This window comes from Planococcus notacanthi (genome assembly GCF_030407825.1).
GTDB lineage: Bacteria > Bacillota > Bacilli > Bacillales_A > Planococcaceae > Planococcus > Planococcus notacanthi.
In genome coordinates this window covers 1-14,700 of record NZ_JASDCQ010000006.1, presented here as the reverse complement: position 1 = coordinate 14,700, position 14,700 = coordinate 1, and the positions used below count along the sequence as shown (strand labels likewise).

The 14,700-nt window shown below is 44.7% G+C and carries 14 protein-coding genes; 11 read left to right on the top strand and 3 right to left on the bottom strand.

Annotation, left to right across the window (positions count from 1 at the left end):
- The first annotated feature begins 29 nt into the window (after positions 1-29).
- The 6 genes from QMA01_RS16420 (at position 30) to QMA01_RS16395 (ending at position 7,553) form a co-directional block, all read left to right on the top strand.
- Entirely contained in the window at positions 30-1,775 is a 1,746-nt protein-coding gene (locus tag QMA01_RS16420; RefSeq protein ID WP_290215496.1) for an ABC transporter ATP-binding protein, read from the top strand.
- 154 nt (positions 1,776-1,929) lie between these two features.
- A complete protein-coding gene (locus QMA01_RS16415; RefSeq protein WP_203341339.1) occupies positions 1,930-2,949 on the top strand; it encodes an ABC transporter ATP-binding protein in 1,020 nt (339 codons plus the stop codon).
- On the top strand, positions 2,924-3,907 hold the full coding sequence (locus tag QMA01_RS16410; protein WP_191716767.1) for an ABC transporter ATP-binding protein: 984 nt from the start codon (positions 2,924-2,926) through the stop codon (positions 3,905-3,907). The genes QMA01_RS16415 and QMA01_RS16410 overlap by 26 nt, the downstream gene beginning before the upstream one ends.
- Before the next feature lie 29 nt (positions 3,908-3,936).
- Positions 3,937-5,559: an ABC transporter substrate-binding protein gene (locus tag QMA01_RS16405; protein WP_191716766.1), complete on the top strand. Its 1,623-nt coding sequence runs from the start codon at positions 3,937-3,939 to the stop codon at positions 5,557-5,559.
- Between the two features lie 84 nt (positions 5,560-5,643).
- Positions 5,644-6,648, top strand: a complete 1,005-nt coding sequence (locus tag QMA01_RS16400) for an ABC transporter permease (RefSeq protein ID WP_191716839.1) — start codon at positions 5,644-5,646, stop codon at positions 6,646-6,648.
- Between the two features lie 53 nt (positions 6,649-6,701).
- Positions 6,702-7,553: an ABC transporter permease gene (locus QMA01_RS16395; RefSeq protein WP_203341388.1), complete on the top strand. Its 852-nt coding sequence runs from the start codon at positions 6,702-6,704 to the stop codon at positions 7,551-7,553.
- A 35-nt stretch (positions 7,554-7,588) separates the two neighbouring features.
- Here the strand turns inward: QMA01_RS16395 and QMA01_RS16390 are convergent, their stop codons facing one another.
- Positions 7,589-8,674: an FUSC family protein gene (locus tag QMA01_RS16390; protein ID WP_290187253.1), complete on the bottom strand. Its 1,086-nt coding sequence runs from the start codon at positions 8,672-8,674 to the stop codon at positions 7,589-7,591.
- 40 nt (positions 8,675-8,714) lie between these two features.
- Positions 8,715-10,001: a glutamate-1-semialdehyde 2,1-aminomutase gene (locus QMA01_RS16385; RefSeq protein WP_191716764.1), complete on the bottom strand. Its 1,287-nt coding sequence runs from the start codon at positions 9,999-10,001 to the stop codon at positions 8,715-8,717.
- A 123-nt stretch (positions 10,002-10,124) separates the two neighbouring features.
- Between QMA01_RS16385 and bcp the strand changes: the two genes are divergently transcribed.
- From bcp to perR, 4 genes are all read left to right on the top strand, one after another.
- Positions 10,125-10,601 carry a thioredoxin-dependent thiol peroxidase gene (gene bcp, locus QMA01_RS16380; RefSeq protein ID WP_290187254.1) on the top strand — a complete coding sequence of 159 codons (477 nt, stop codon included), beginning with the start codon at positions 10,125-10,127 and terminating at the stop codon, positions 10,599-10,601.
- 14 nt (positions 10,602-10,615) lie between these two features.
- Positions 10,616-11,557: a D-2-hydroxyacid dehydrogenase gene (locus QMA01_RS16375; protein WP_290215495.1), complete on the top strand. Its 942-nt coding sequence runs from the start codon at positions 10,616-10,618 to the stop codon at positions 11,555-11,557.
- Positions 11,558-11,559: 2 nt separating this feature from the next.
- Positions 11,560-12,114 carry a cob(I)yrinic acid a,c-diamide adenosyltransferase gene (locus tag QMA01_RS16370; protein ID WP_290215494.1) on the top strand — a complete coding sequence of 185 codons (555 nt, stop codon included), beginning with the start codon at positions 11,560-11,562 and terminating at the stop codon, positions 12,112-12,114.
- Positions 12,115-12,232: 118 nt separating this feature from the next.
- Positions 12,233-12,676 (top strand): peroxide-responsive transcriptional repressor PerR, encoded by a 444-nt coding sequence (perR, locus tag QMA01_RS16365; RefSeq protein WP_290187256.1) that lies wholly within the window; start codon positions 12,233-12,235, stop codon positions 12,674-12,676.
- Between the two features lie 54 nt (positions 12,677-12,730).
- Here perR and QMA01_RS16360 read toward each other — a convergent pair whose 3' ends face one another.
- A complete protein-coding gene (locus tag QMA01_RS16360; RefSeq protein WP_191716759.1) occupies positions 12,731-13,084 on the bottom strand; it encodes a YgzB family protein in 354 nt (117 codons plus the stop codon).
- Positions 13,085-13,348: 264 nt separating this feature from the next.
- Between QMA01_RS16360 and QMA01_RS16355 the strand changes: the two genes are divergently transcribed.
- Positions 13,349-14,215 (top strand): nucleotidyltransferase-like protein, encoded by an 867-nt coding sequence (locus tag QMA01_RS16355; RefSeq protein WP_191716758.1) that lies wholly within the window; start codon positions 13,349-13,351, stop codon positions 14,213-14,215.
- Positions 14,216-14,700: the final 485 nt, after the last annotated feature.

Genomic DNA, 14,700 nt, shown 5'->3' with positions numbered 1-14,700 from the left:
TCGTTTTGAATAGAATGGAGTGAATGTTTTTGAGCAGTATGAAACGCTATATGCAGTTTGTCAAACCGTATTATTGGCAGATTGCGTTGACAATTTTAATCGGGATATTTAAGTTTGCGATCCCGTTGTTTATTCCATTGCTGATCAAAATCGTCATTGATGATATTATCGGAGCGGATGCCTTATCGAATGCCGAGAAGTTGGAGCAGCTGTATCTATGGCTCGGCGGAACGGCCATCGTCTTCTTTCTGCTTCGCCCGCCGATTGAATATTACCGGCAGTATTACGCACAATACGTCAGCAATAAAATCCTTTATGATATCCGTGGGTATCTTTACAGCCATCTGCAACGATTGAGCTTGCGCTATTATGCCAATACGCGGGCAGGCGAAATCATTTCACGCGTCATCAATGACGTCGAGCAGACCAAAAACTTCGTTATGATCGGTTTGATGAATGTCTGGCTCGATTTAGCGACGATACTCATTGCTATTGTCATCATGTTGACGATGGATGTTTCCTTGACGATAGTTGCATTGCTGGCGTTTCCGTTCTATGCGTTCAGCGTCAAGTATTTCTTTGGCCGCTTGCGCGATTTGACACGGGAACGCTCACAGGCTCTGGCTAATGTACAGAGTTACCTTCATGAACGAGTGCAGGGAATGAGCATCATCAAAAGCTTTGCACTTGAAAAGCATGAACAGAAAATTTTCAACGATACCAACGATCAATTTCTGGAAAAGGCAATTGACCATACTAAATGGAATGCCAAAGCGTTTGCGGTCGTAAACACCATTACGGATGTCGCACCGCTGCTGGTGATTGGGTATGCTGGTTACCAGGTTATCCAGGGCAATCTGACGCTCGGGACGATGGTGGCATTTATTGCGTATATCGAGCGCTTGTACAATCCGCTTCGCCGGTTGGTCAATTCTTCGACGACGTTGGTACAATCGCTTGCTTCCATGGACCGTGTCTTTGAGTTGATGGATGAAGACTATGATGTAACCGATAAAGAAAAAGCCCATGATTTGGCTGTAGTTGATGGCAAACTGGAATTCCGCGACGTGTCTTTCCACTACAATGATGGCGGAACGGAAGTATTGTCTGACTTGAACTTTACGGTGAAACCAGGAGAGACGGTTGCGTTTGTTGGAATGAGCGGCGGAGGGAAATCAACAATTGTTTCCCTTATCCCACGTTTCTATGACGTGACAAGCGGGGGCATCTATATGGATGACCATGATCTGCGCGATGTGACGACCCATACATTGCGTGACCAGATCGGATTGGTTCTTCAGGATTCCATCCTTTTCAGTGATTCAGTGAAAGCAAATATCTTAATGGGGAAACCGGGAGCAACGGATGAAGAAGTGATTGCGGCAGCGAAAGCTGCGAATGCCCATGATTTCATTTCTGAACTGCCGGAAGGATATGATACGAAAGTCGGAGAGCGTGGAGTCAAATTATCAGGCGGACAGAAGCAGCGCGTGGCAATTGCACGAGTGTTCCTGAAAAATCCACCGATCCTCATTCTTGATGAAGCGACTTCAGCACTTGATCTAGAAAGTGAGGCGCTGATCCAAGATTCATTGGAACGTCTGGCTCATGACCGCACAACTCTTATCGTGGCACACCGTCTTTCAACCATCACCCATGCAGATCAGATTCTGGTCATCGACCATGGCAAGCTTTCAGAAAGCGGCACACATACTGAACTGATGGAACAGCAGGGCGTCTACTATAATCTCTTCCAAGTACAGCATTTCAATTGAAAAATACAGAAGCCTCCAATTTATTGGAGGCTTTTTCTATATGCTGGACTTCCAAAAACTCCAAAAAAGAAATATTGCATTAATAGTAATATTACGTATAATTGAAAGAAGAAGAATAGTCTGAATCATTTTTTTGTGCCAAAGGGGGAGCATCATGAATGAACGCAAAACCATCTTGGATGTTAAAGGGTTGAAAACAACTTTTTTCACTGATGATGGAGAGATACCGGCAGTAGATAATGTGGATTTTCACATACGAGAAGGGGAAGTGCTTGGCATTGTAGGGGAATCTGGATGCGGAAAAAGTGTCACTTCACTATCTATTATGGGGCTGGTACCAAGTCCGCCAGGAAAAATCACCGGAGGCGAAATTTTATTTCAGGATAAAGATTTAACAAAATTTTCCGAAAAACAAATGAGGGGCATCCGAGGCAATGACATTGCCATGATCTTCCAAGAACCAATGACTTCATTGAATCCGTTGTTTACCATCGGTGACCAGCTTCGGGAAGCGATTAAAATCCATAAGAAGGATTGGTCGAAAAAACAAATTCAGGAACGCGCCATCGAAATGATGAAACTGGTAGGATTGCCTCGCCCAGAAGGTTTGATGAAGGAATATCCGCACCAATTGTCAGGTGGGATGCGCCAACGCGTAATGATCGCTATGGCACTTCTGTGTGATCCGAAAGTCTTAATTGCAGATGAGCCTACAACGGCACTTGATGTGACCATCCAGGCACAGATCCTGAAATTGATCAAAAACCTAAATGAGCGGTTGAATACAGCTGTCTTGCTGATCACCCACGATTTAGGTGTTGTCGCTGAAACCTGCGAACGGGTCGTGGTCATGTATGCCGGGAAAGTAGTCGAAGAAGGGCCGGTCCACACAATTTTCAATGATCCGCAGCATCCTTATACAAGAGGATTGCTGGAATCGGTTCCAGATATGCGCTTCAAAAAAGAGCGTCTATATTCGATTCCCGGAAACGTACCGAAGCCCGGAACCATCAAAACAGGATGCAAATTCGCAGCGCGTTGCGAATTCGCTTTTGACCGCTGCATCGGAGAAACACCGGAACTGTACCAAACAGCGGATAATCATCAAACCCGTTGTTTCCTATTTGATCCGAAGGAGGTACAGTCTCATGACAGAACCGTTGTTAAAAGTTGAAGGGCTGAAAAAATATTTCCCCATTAAATCAGGGGTTTTAGGCAGAGTCAGCAACCATGTAAAAGCGGTGGATGATGTGTCATTTACTGTCCAGGAAGGTGAAACGCTGGGGATTGTGGGTGAATCGGGCTGTGGAAAATCGACGACTGGCCGGATGCTGATGCGCCTTTTGGAACCGACAGAAGGCACCGTGACATTTGACGGGCAGGAATTGACCAGTTTGTCGAACAACGATATGCGTAAAGCGCGCCGTGATATCCAGATGGTTTTCCAAGACCCTTATGCATCATTGAATCCGCGCCACACCATCGAAAAGATTTTAATGGAACCGCTTAACGTCCATAATATAGGCGATCCGAAAGAACGCAAAAAGAAAGTCCATGAATTTCTGGAGATTGTCGGTTTGAGCAGCTACCATGCCAAACGTTATCCGCACCAATTCAGCGGAGGTCAACGCCAGCGCATCGGAATTGCGCGTGCGTTGATGACGAATCCGAAGTTGATCATTGCAGATGAACCCGTATCAGCACTTGATGTATCGATTCAGGCACAGGTATTGAACTTGATGCAGGATCTTCAGAAAGAGCTGAAACTGACTTATATATTCATTGCCCATGATCTAGGGGTGGTTCGCCATATAAGTGACCGCGTAGGCGTTATGTATCTCGGGCAGATGGCGGAGCTCGCCGATACAGAGGATCTTTACGAAAAACCGCTGCATCCTTATACACAAGCCTTATTGGCTGCGGTGCCGGTGCCTGATCCGGAGTTTGTCCGTGAAGAAGTTGTCATTTCTGGAGATGTGCCAAGCCCTGCAAATCCACCGAGCGGCTGCAGGTTCCATACACGCTGTCCTTTTAAAATGGATATCTGCTCCCAGGCTGTACCAATATTTGCAGAGGTTGAAAAAGGTCATTCTGTTGCCTGTCATCTTTACGAAGAATGCAGGCCGCAATGATAATAAATAGAAAAAACGGAGGGGTTAATTTGGGAAAGAAAAAGTTCTTATCGTGGGCATTTCTGCTTCTTTTATTAGTATCCACAGCTCTTTATGGCTGTAGTTCTGATAACGGGTCAGAAGGCGGCGAAGGCGAAGGTGGAAGCGAAGGCGGATCCACTGAAGAGAAAACATTGATCTTTGGGCGCGGAGGCGACTCGGTTTCTCTTGATCCGATTACTGTCACAGACGGTGAATCTTTTAAAGTAACAAAAAACGTTTTTGATACATTAGTGAATTTTGGTGAACAGGATACAGAAATCGAACCAGCTTTGGCTTCTGAATGGACACCTTCTGAAGACGGATTAACGTATACTTTCACATTGGAAGAAGGGGTTAAGTTCCACGATGGCACTGATTTCAACGCAGAAGCAGTAGTTAAGAACTTCGAACGCTGGGCAGCCGGTGATGGAGAAAAATTCCCTTACTATGGTTCTATGTTTGGTGGATACGGTGATGAAGAAGGCAATGTAATTGAATCTGTTGAAGCAACGGGTGATTATGAAGTGGTCTTCACACTGAAACGCCCGCAGGCACCATTCCTTAAAAACTTGGCGATGAGCCCGTTCGGTATTGCCTCACCAACTGCGTTTGAAGAAGCAGGAGATGCATTCGGGGATAACCCAGTCGGAACAGGACCATTCAAGTTTGTTGAATGGAAACGCAATGACACCATCACAATCGAGAAATTCGATGATTATTGGGTAGATGGCGAGCCGAAATTGGATCAAGTGGTATTCCGCGCGATTCCAGATAACTCTGCTCGTTTAAATGCTTTATTGTCAGGTGAAATTGACTTGGCAGACGGCATCACGCCTTCTGATGGCGCAACAATCGAAGGAGACGAAAATCTTCAATTGTTTGAACGTCCATCCATGAACGTTGGTTACCTGGGAATGACAGTAACACGTGAGCCATTTGACGATCCAAAAGTACGCCAGGCAGTCAACCACGCGATTGACAAACAAGCGATTGTAGATGCGTTTTTTGAAGGGCGTGCAGAAGTAGCGAAAAACCCGATTCCGCCGGTAATCAGCGGATATAACGACAGTATTGAAGGATATGATTATAATCCTGAACGTGCAAAAGAATTATTGGCTGAAGCAGGATTGGCAGATGGTTTTGAAATGGAACTGTATGCAATGCCGGTTCCACGTCCATATATGCCGGATGGCCAAAAAGTAGCAGAAGCGATTCAAAAGAACTTGGCTGATGTTGGTGTAACAGCTGAAATCGTGTCATTTGAATGGGCTACTTATCTTGAAAAAGCTGCAAACGGAGAAGCTGATGCATTCCTTCTTGGATGGACTGGCGATAACGGTGATGCAGATAACTTCCTATATGCCTTGCTTGACCAAGACAATGTTGGGACAAATAACTACACGTATTACGAAAGCCAGGAATTGCACGATGTTCTGATCCAGGCGCAATCAGAAGTTGATGAAGACGTAAGAAACGACTTGTACATGCAAGCCCAGGAAATCATCCATGAAGATGCACCTTGGGTACCGCTTGCACACTCTACACCGCTATTAGCTGGTGGCAAAAACGTCATCAATTTCAAAGCGCATCCAACTGGTTCTGATAAATTGGCTTCAGTAGATTTAGAGTAGGTTATCCAAGGGAGGAAGTCAGATGATTTCCTCCCTTTTTTTCTTCCTGTTATACATATTGCAAGAGATGGAGAGGTGAAGAAGATGCTTCACTATATCGGAAGGCGGCTTCTACAGTTAATCCCGGTTTTACTCGGCATGACATTTATCGTATTTATGATCATCCGCGCAATTCCTGGTGATCCTGCACAAGTCATCCTGGGTCAACAAGCATCCGAAGAAGCGATAAAAGCATTACGAACAAACTTGGGGTTGGACAATCCCTGGTATATCCAGTACTTTGATTATTTGAAAGGACTGGTCACAGGCGATCTGGGAGAGTCACTTCGTACGAGAACTCCAGTAGTGGATGAAGTATGGCCGTATTTGGCTGCAACCATTGAACTTTCTTTATTCGCCATCATTATTGCCGTTATTATTGGAATCAATGCGGGCATCATTTCTGCATGGTTCCAGAATTCTTGGTTTGATTACTTGGCTATGATCATCGCATTGATTGGGGTATCAATGCCGATCTTCTGGTTGGGGCTGATGAACCAATGGATTTTCTCGATTGAATTGGGGATCCTCCCAACCACAGGCCGTGAAAATGTCCGGGATCCTGTGGATGTCATCACCGGATTTTATGTGATCGATACTTTGATTGCGGGTGATTTTAATCAATTATCTACAGTATTGAAGCATCTGGTCTTGCCGGGTACGGCATTAGCGACGATCCCGATGGCCATCATTGCCAGAATGACGCGCTCGAGTATGCTTGAAGTCATGCGTTCGGATTATGTTCGGACAGCACGCTCAAAAGGCTTGTCGATGTTTTGGGTAGTTTACAAACATGCGCTTAAAAATGCCATCATTCCGGTATTGACGATTATCGGTCTCCAGATGGGGCTGCTGCTTGGCGGTGCTATTTTGACGGAAACCATTTTCGGTTGGCCTGGAATTGGGCGTTACATCTATGAAGCGATTGGATTCCGTGATTATCCGGTCATCCAGTCTGGAATTCTGATTGTCGCGTTTATTTTTGTCATGATTAATCTTTTTGTCGATCTGCTTTATGGCTTGGTCGATCCACGCATCAAATATGACTAGGAAGGAGGAGACGTACATTGGCTGAAACAGCAATCAAACAAGAACAAGCGGAAATGCAGAAAGTCGCCGGCCCCTGGAAAGAGGCCTGGCGTGGTTTCCGTAAAAGCAAAGTAGCGGTAGTGGGAATGGGGATTGTCATTTTCTTCATCCTGTTGGCAATTTTCGGGCCACTGTTGACACCGCAAGGCATCAATGAACAAAATCTGTCTCAACGGCTTATGCCTCCTTCTTCCTCAAATTGGATGGGGACGGACGATTTCGGCCGGGACATCTTATCGCGTGTGGTATACGGGGCCCGCATTTCCTTATGGGTCGGATTTTTAGCGGTTATCGGCTCGGTTGTCGTCGGCAGTATTTTGGGGATTTTAGCGGGATATTACGGCCGTTGGGTGGATACCATCATTTCCCGCATCTTCGATATCATGCTGGCGTTTCCAAGTATTTTATTGGCGATTGCCGTTGTGTCGGTTTTAGGACCATCACTGCGCAATGCACTCATTGCCATCGCCATCATCAATGTGCCGAACTTTGGCCGCTTGATCCGCTCGAAGGTATTGAGCATCAAAGAAGATGAATACATCATGTCCGCGAAAGCGATCGGCATGAAAGATAATCGGATTCTTGTGTCACATATTTTGCCGAATTCCATGGCACCGGTGATCGTTCAAGGTACACTCGCGATTGCGACTGCTATCATCGAAGCAGCAGCTCTTGGATTCCTCGGTTTGGGAGCGCAGGCTCCATCGCCGGAATGGGGCAAGATGCTTGCTGATTCACGTTCGTATTTGACGAATGCCCCATGGACCATGATTTTTCCAGGTGTAGCAATCATGTTGACAGTTTTAGGCTTTAACTTGATGGGTGACGGTTTGCGCGATGCATTGGATCCGCGAATGAAATCTTAAAAAAACGTGCAGGGCAATTTGCCCCGCACGTTTTTTTAAATGGCATTTTCAAGGTCGCTGTCCACTTCTTCGGAATGGTAATTCAAGTAAGCGATAATCAGCAAATCCAAATGCTCTAATTGTTCTTCATAATCCAATATGGCTGATAGTACATGCATTAAATGATAGACCGAAAATTCATCTTCATTTTCTTCATGTGCCAAGTTTATTTCTTTTACAAAAATCGTCATCACTTCATTGCGTTTCATGATGGCCTCTGCGCCTGAGCCCTCACTGTGTTCGGGGCGCATTTTGCCTACATATTTCATATAAAGTTGCTCATGGTAGCTGGCCAGACTCTCTAAACGTTCTTGTACCATCATATGGAAATGCTCAGGAAGCTCCATCATTTCGTTCTCAAAACGATTTAATCGCTTTAATACTTCTAGGCTTTTCTTGGATGTGGCAATCATCTGGCGGTACAACACCAATTTGCGTGCTTTTACGTATTGCTGTTTTTTTGTATAACTGCGTTCTTCTTTGTAAAACGAATACCATTGATCCACTTTTACGAGCTTTTCCGTCAATTTATCAATGTCTTCTTTCACTGAAACATGATCGGACGCATGGCGGATGGAAACGCGAATCCACCGAATCACTTCTTCGCTCACTTCATGGATGGATGTAAATAGCCGTGTTTCATACTTAGGAGGCAAGAAAATAAGGTTCACGAAGAATGCTGACAAAATCCCGAGCAGAACAGTACCGAATCTCAATGAAGCGAAAGTCATGAAGTCGGCGGAGTGGGAATCCATAATGATGATGATGGTCACCAAAGTCAAGGATACCGTATTTTCCAGTTTCAATTTCAGCAACAGGACGATGGCTAAAATGGCTGCTGCTCCGATGGTTAGATAATTGCTGCCCATTGTCAGCACAAAAGTAATGGCTATGGCGGCACCAATCAAATTCCCGTAAATCTGATCAAGTAAAGTCAGATAAGACCGATAGATCGATGGCTGAATGGCGAAAATGGCTGCGACTCCAGCGAAAACAGGGGAGGGCAATTCCAGTAAGCTGGCCAGGAACAGGGCCATAGAAATGGCCACGCCGGTTTTTAAAATACGTGCACCTAATTTCATTTACTTAAGGACTCCTTCCCCACAATGTGTTTTATTCTAATTATAACTGTTTAAATGCCTCGCGTACCGCTTGAATGGAAACTTCTACATCCTCTTCGGTATGCTCGGTGGTTAAGAACCAGGCTTCGTATTTTGAAGGAGCCAAGTTGATGCCTTGCTGCAACATCAATTTGAAGAAACGGCCAAAAATTTCGCCATCAGTAGCTTCTGCTTGTTCGTAGTTTTCGACCTTCACATCCGTAAAGTAAATGGTCAATGCGCCTTTTAGGCGATTAAGGGTAATCGTCACACCGAATTCTTCAGCAGCTGCCAAAATGCCTTTTTCGAGTTGTGCGCCGAGTTTATCCATTTTCTCGTACACGCCATCTTCGCGAAGCACTTCCAAGCAGGCGATCCCGGCTTGAATTGAAGCAGGATTTCCAGCCATCGTTCCGGCTTGATAAGCGGGTCCTAAAGGAGCGACTGTATCCATGATTTCTTTTTTACCGCCGTATGCGCCTATCGGCAATCCGCCGCCGATGATTTTTCCGAGAGCCGTTAAATCTGGTGTTAAGCCAAGCATATCCTGTGCACCGCCGTAATGGAAACGGAAAGCCGTAATGACTTCGTCATAAACAATCAACGCGCCTTTTTCGTGGGCGATACGGTGCACTTCTTCTAAATAGCCTTTTTTCGGCTCGACGATTCCGAAGTTACCGACAATCGGTTCAACCAGGATGCAGGCAATTTCTTCGCCCCAACGCTCCATGGCTTCAGCAAATGCTTGCGGATCATTGAATGGAATGGTGATGACTTCTTCAGCGATGGATTTTGGGACACCTGCTGAATCAGGAGTTCCAAGTGTAGCAGGACCAGATCCGGCAGCTACAAGAACCAGATCGGAGTGGCCATGGTAGCAGCCAGCGAATTTCATGATTTTTGTCCGTCCAGTGTAAGCACGGGATACACGGATCGTCGTCATGACCGCTTCTGTTCCGCTATTGACGAAACGTACTTTGTCCATATTAGGCATAGCTTCTTTCAGCATTTCAGCGAAAGTGACTTCATGCCGTGTTGGCGTGCCGTACAGCAGTCCGGTTTCTGCAGCGTGTGTGATGGCTTGCGTGATATGCGGATGTGCATGGCCGGTGATGATTGGACCGTAAGCAGCTAAATAATCTATGTATTTATTGCCATCGACATCCCAAAAATACGCGCCTTTTCCACGTTCCATAGCGACTGGAGAACCGCCGCCCACGGCTTTAAAAGATCGGGATGGGCTGTTGACGCCACCTACAATGTGTTTTAATGCTTCTTCATGAAGCTTTTCTGATGCTGAATGATTCATTGAATAATTGCCTCCTATGATTAATCTATTCCTTATTGTAGACAAATTTAGTCCTAAACGCCAAAGAAATTGAAACTGGGCCTGGGGTTCGGTACGATAGAGAGAAGAAAAGGAGTGTTGAAAATGACTGTATTGGAAGGAAGACAAGCACCGGATTTTTCATTGAAGAACGAAGCGGGGGAAATGGTTTCTTTACAGGATTTTGCCGGCGATAAATACGTCGTGCTGTATTTCTATCCAAAAGACATGACACCCGGCTGTACGACACAAGCCTGTGATTTCCGCGATGCCCAGGCTGATTTTTCTGCGCTCAATGCAGTGATCCTTGGCGTCAGTGCAGATTCGGAAGACCGCCACAACAAATTCATCGAAAAACATGGACTGCCCTTCTCGCTGTTGGTCGATGAAGACCATAAGGTTTCAGAAGACTACGGGGTTTGGGTTGAAAAGAATATGTACGGCAAGAAATTCATGGGTATTGAACGTACGACTTACTTGATCGATCCGACAGGAATGATCGTAAAAGAATGGCGCAAAGTCAAAGTGCCGAATCACATCCAGGATGTACTGGAAACCTTGAAAGAAATCAGTAAGCAGTAAGAAGGGAGATATTCATGGAAATCCTGTTCACGTTCATTCCAAAAGAAAATCAACAACAGAGGCTGATAAGCGAATTTCCGCAAGTTAATTTTCGTTTCCTCTATAAAGACAAAGAACATTTGCCTTTTGCCGATGTCATTGTCACGTACGGAGAAGATTTGACGGCAGCAGACATCGCAGCTGCCAAAAAGGTGCAATGGATCATGGTGGCCAGTGCCGGAATTGAAAAGCTTCCGCATCAAGCCATTGCGGAGCGGGGCATTACGGTGTCCAATGTCAAAGGGATCCACAAAATACCGATGGCCGAGTCTGCGTTGGCCCATCTATTGGCATTGAAGCGTTCCTTGCCGACGATTTATGAAAACCAGCGTAACGAGGAATGGAACAGAAGAACGCGTTCTTCTGAAATGCATGGTACCACGGCGCTGATTCTCGGACCGGGCGCGATCGGATCAGAAATCGGACGTCTGCTGCAGGCGTTCGGCGTCACCACCATTGGCTGTAACCGTTCTGGAGCGCTGGCGGACAACATGGATGAAATGGTTTCCTTCGAAGCCATCCTGGAAAAGCTGCCGCAAGCGGATTACATCATTTCAATTTTGCCTAGTACGCAAGAAACCAAGTATCTATTGAAGGAAGCACATTTCCAGGCGATGAAAAAAACGGCCATCTTCATGAATCTGGGGAGAGGCGATCTGGTTTCAAATGAAGTTTTGCTGAATGCGTTGCGAAACGAAGAAGTTGCTTTTGCAGTGCTGGATGTTTTTGAACAGGAACCTCTTCCCAAAGGCCATCCCTATTGGTCAATGGAGAATGTAATTGTGTCACCTCATGTCTCGAGTCATTCAGGTAAATATGTGGAACGTGCCCTGGATGTTTTTATTCCAAATCTCAAAGAGTGGTTGGCTGGCCAAACCGTCCCGGCAAATCTGGTGAATATGGAAAAGGGGTATTGAAAATGAAAATATACACGAAAACCGGTGATAAAGGCACAACTTCTTTGGTTTACGGAACACGTGTCGCCAAAAATGATGCAGTAGTAGAAGCCTACGGAACATGCGATGAAGCAAATTCATTGATCGGCCTGGCAGTCGGTCACATGAATACCGAATTCTTTGACGAGAAAGAAGCGCTTTTTGAGGTTTTCCATGAAATTCAAACAACTTTATTTCACGTGGGAGCGGAATTGGCAACGCCGAAAGGCAAAGAAGTAAAGTGGAAATTGGCTGAAGAGGATGTTTTTAAACTCGAGCAGTGGATCGATCTATACGATGCTGAAGTTCCGCCGCTCAGCAATTTCATTTTGCCGGGTGGCCATCCAGCGGGAGCTGCCCTTCATGTAGCGCGCACAGTCGTCAGACGGGCCGAACGCTCAACGTTATCAATCGGGGAAGATGTTTCGCCTAATGTCCTGGCTTATTTGAATCGCCTATCAGACTTTTTATTCGTCGCAGCGCGTCTGGTCAATCAGCGCCTCGGAAGAAAAGAGAAGGGCCTTCACGAAAAACAATAGGAAAAACGCGTGGCAAACGGCGGCAGTATAGTGATTTCTTGACATCCCCCACTCTTATTAGGTACACTGTTTATAACGATTACAATGTAAGAATATCTATGAAGTGAGGTGCACGGCGATGTCTGAAGTACAATTAAAAGACGCGCTTGATGCTTTGAAGTCTACAGGTGTAAGAATCACACCCCAACGCCACGCGATTTTGGAGTATATGATTCACTCAACAACACACCCAACAGCGGATGACATTTATCGCGCTCTTGAAAAAACGTTTCCTAATATGAGTGTTGCAACTGTTTATAATAATTTACGTGTGTTCAGAAAAGCAGGATTGGTAAAAGAGTTGACTTACGGAGATTCTTCAAGCCGATTTGATTTTGTAACGCATGATCATTATCATATTATCTGTAATGATTGTGGCAAAATCGTTGATTTCCATTATCCAGGGCTGGATGAAGTCGAGCATTTGGCTTCTCACGTTACAGGATTCCAAGTGGATTATCACCGTCTTGAAATCTACGGTACTTGTCAGGGCTGTTTAGGCAAAACAGCAAAAGCCCAATAAAGAATTTTATAGCAAAAAAAGAAGCATGCCGCTGTTGCGCGGCATGCTTCTTTTTTATTGTTGTGAGCTTTTCTTGTTATAATCCTGGTCAAACTCCTTGCCTTCAAGTGAACGATCCATTGTTAAAGGTTCGTTGCAATGCATGCAGATATCTACACGGCCAAGCATTTTTGTATGTCTACCGCAATTTGGGCATTCAACAGGAATGGTTTTCATGGAAAGCAAACCGATCCAAGCATAGACACCTGTACTTCCGATGATCGCAATGACACCAAGCAGCATAAAGATCACCATTACAACAGGGTGATTTCTAAAATAAATACCGACGTACATAATAACGATTCCGATAAAGATCAGAGCCAACGCAAACGTCCGAATGCGGTTGATTTTATTTTTATAAGGTTTCATGGTTTATTTCCTCCTTGCATCCATCATACTATATCATAATTGCCCTTAAAAAGTGATATCGATTTTGAAATGAAGGAATTGACAATAAATATGTCGAAATAGAGAATAACAGAAACCAGAGCGCCCGGTTTCAAAGTTTGAGATAAAGAGAGCGGGGAGACCCCGGCAGACATTTAAGGGAATGAAACAAGTTGCAGTTCATTATGGGCCACTCCGTTCAACTTGATGGCGGAATGTGATAGAGACAGCAAGGAGTGAAAATTGATGGAACAAATACTACGACCTATTTACCAGGAACGCGCCAGTCAGGAAAGTACGCTGGGTGTGATCTTAGTCGAAAAAAGAGAAAAAGACAGCCAGATTACGGATACATTTGATTCGATTCTGCTGATCATCACCAAAGAAAATGATACCCCTGTCTTCACAAAGCATTACACGTATTTGGATAAGAAAGCTGCAATGCACATTGTTACCGAGAAGCAATTACATAAATGGCTGCTGCTTGGCACAAACAGGAAAATCGTTGACTGGCTTTTTTATGGCCGTGTAGTATATGACCGCAATGAGTATATGGAAAAATTGAAAACCGAACTGAAGGATTATCCATTCTACGGGCGCAAAATTAAAATGGGAATAGAATTTGCCAAACTGATTCGCCGTTATATGGAAGGAAAGACGTTCTTCGAAGAAAAAAACTACATGGATGCTTACCACCACATGGTAGAGTCGCTTCACCATTTGGCGCGTTTGGCGGTTTTGGAAAACGGTTTGCCTCCAGAAGTGACAGTCTGGTCGCAAGTGAAACAAATGGAGCCAGCCATCTATAAACTATATGAAGAATTGATATCGAGTGATGAGCCAATCGATAAGCGGCTTGAATTATTATTTCTGGCCAGTGAATTTTACATTCATTCGCGAACACAGGACGGAGCCCTTCATATAAGAGAAGTCATGGAAAAACAAAGCAGCTGGACAATCCAGGAATTGCATGAGCAGGAAGAATTGAAAAACTACTCATCCAATCTCGAGGTATTCATCGAATATCTTGTAGACAAAGAACTGATTTTTATTAATGGAGTGACGACCAAGAGTGAAGGGATCTTCCATAGATATTATTACGTTAAAAACTAATCGATTGTAGTTGTGGCTTTTAAAACCAAAAAGTTTCTTTCTGAAGCGGCGGAGGTCAATGCGCTTTTCCAATGGGTTTTTCTATATGAAGTTGTAAGTGGAAGAAGAGCGGTTGTGCAGTTCATTGTTATGGCTGGTGAGCGGGCAGGGGCAAAATCCAATAGGAGCTGCAGCTGAAAGGCGGTGTCTAGTCTTTCGGAGGCAGCTTTTCTTATTGAGTTTGTATATTGAGGATGGCGGAAGGATAATGATTTAAAGGAGTGCCAAAACGAAGATTTAAGTTTTTTAAACTTTTTTCGCTTTAACCGTTGACATCTTCGAGTGAAATGTATTATGATAATACACGTCGCTAAGGGAAATTAAGTTTTTTACAATAATAAAAAAGCTTGACTCTTACGAAGAACGATGTTAAATTATAGAAGTTGCTTTTACAGGACGAACAACTTGAACCTTGAAAACTGAACAGCAAAACGTCAACATACAGT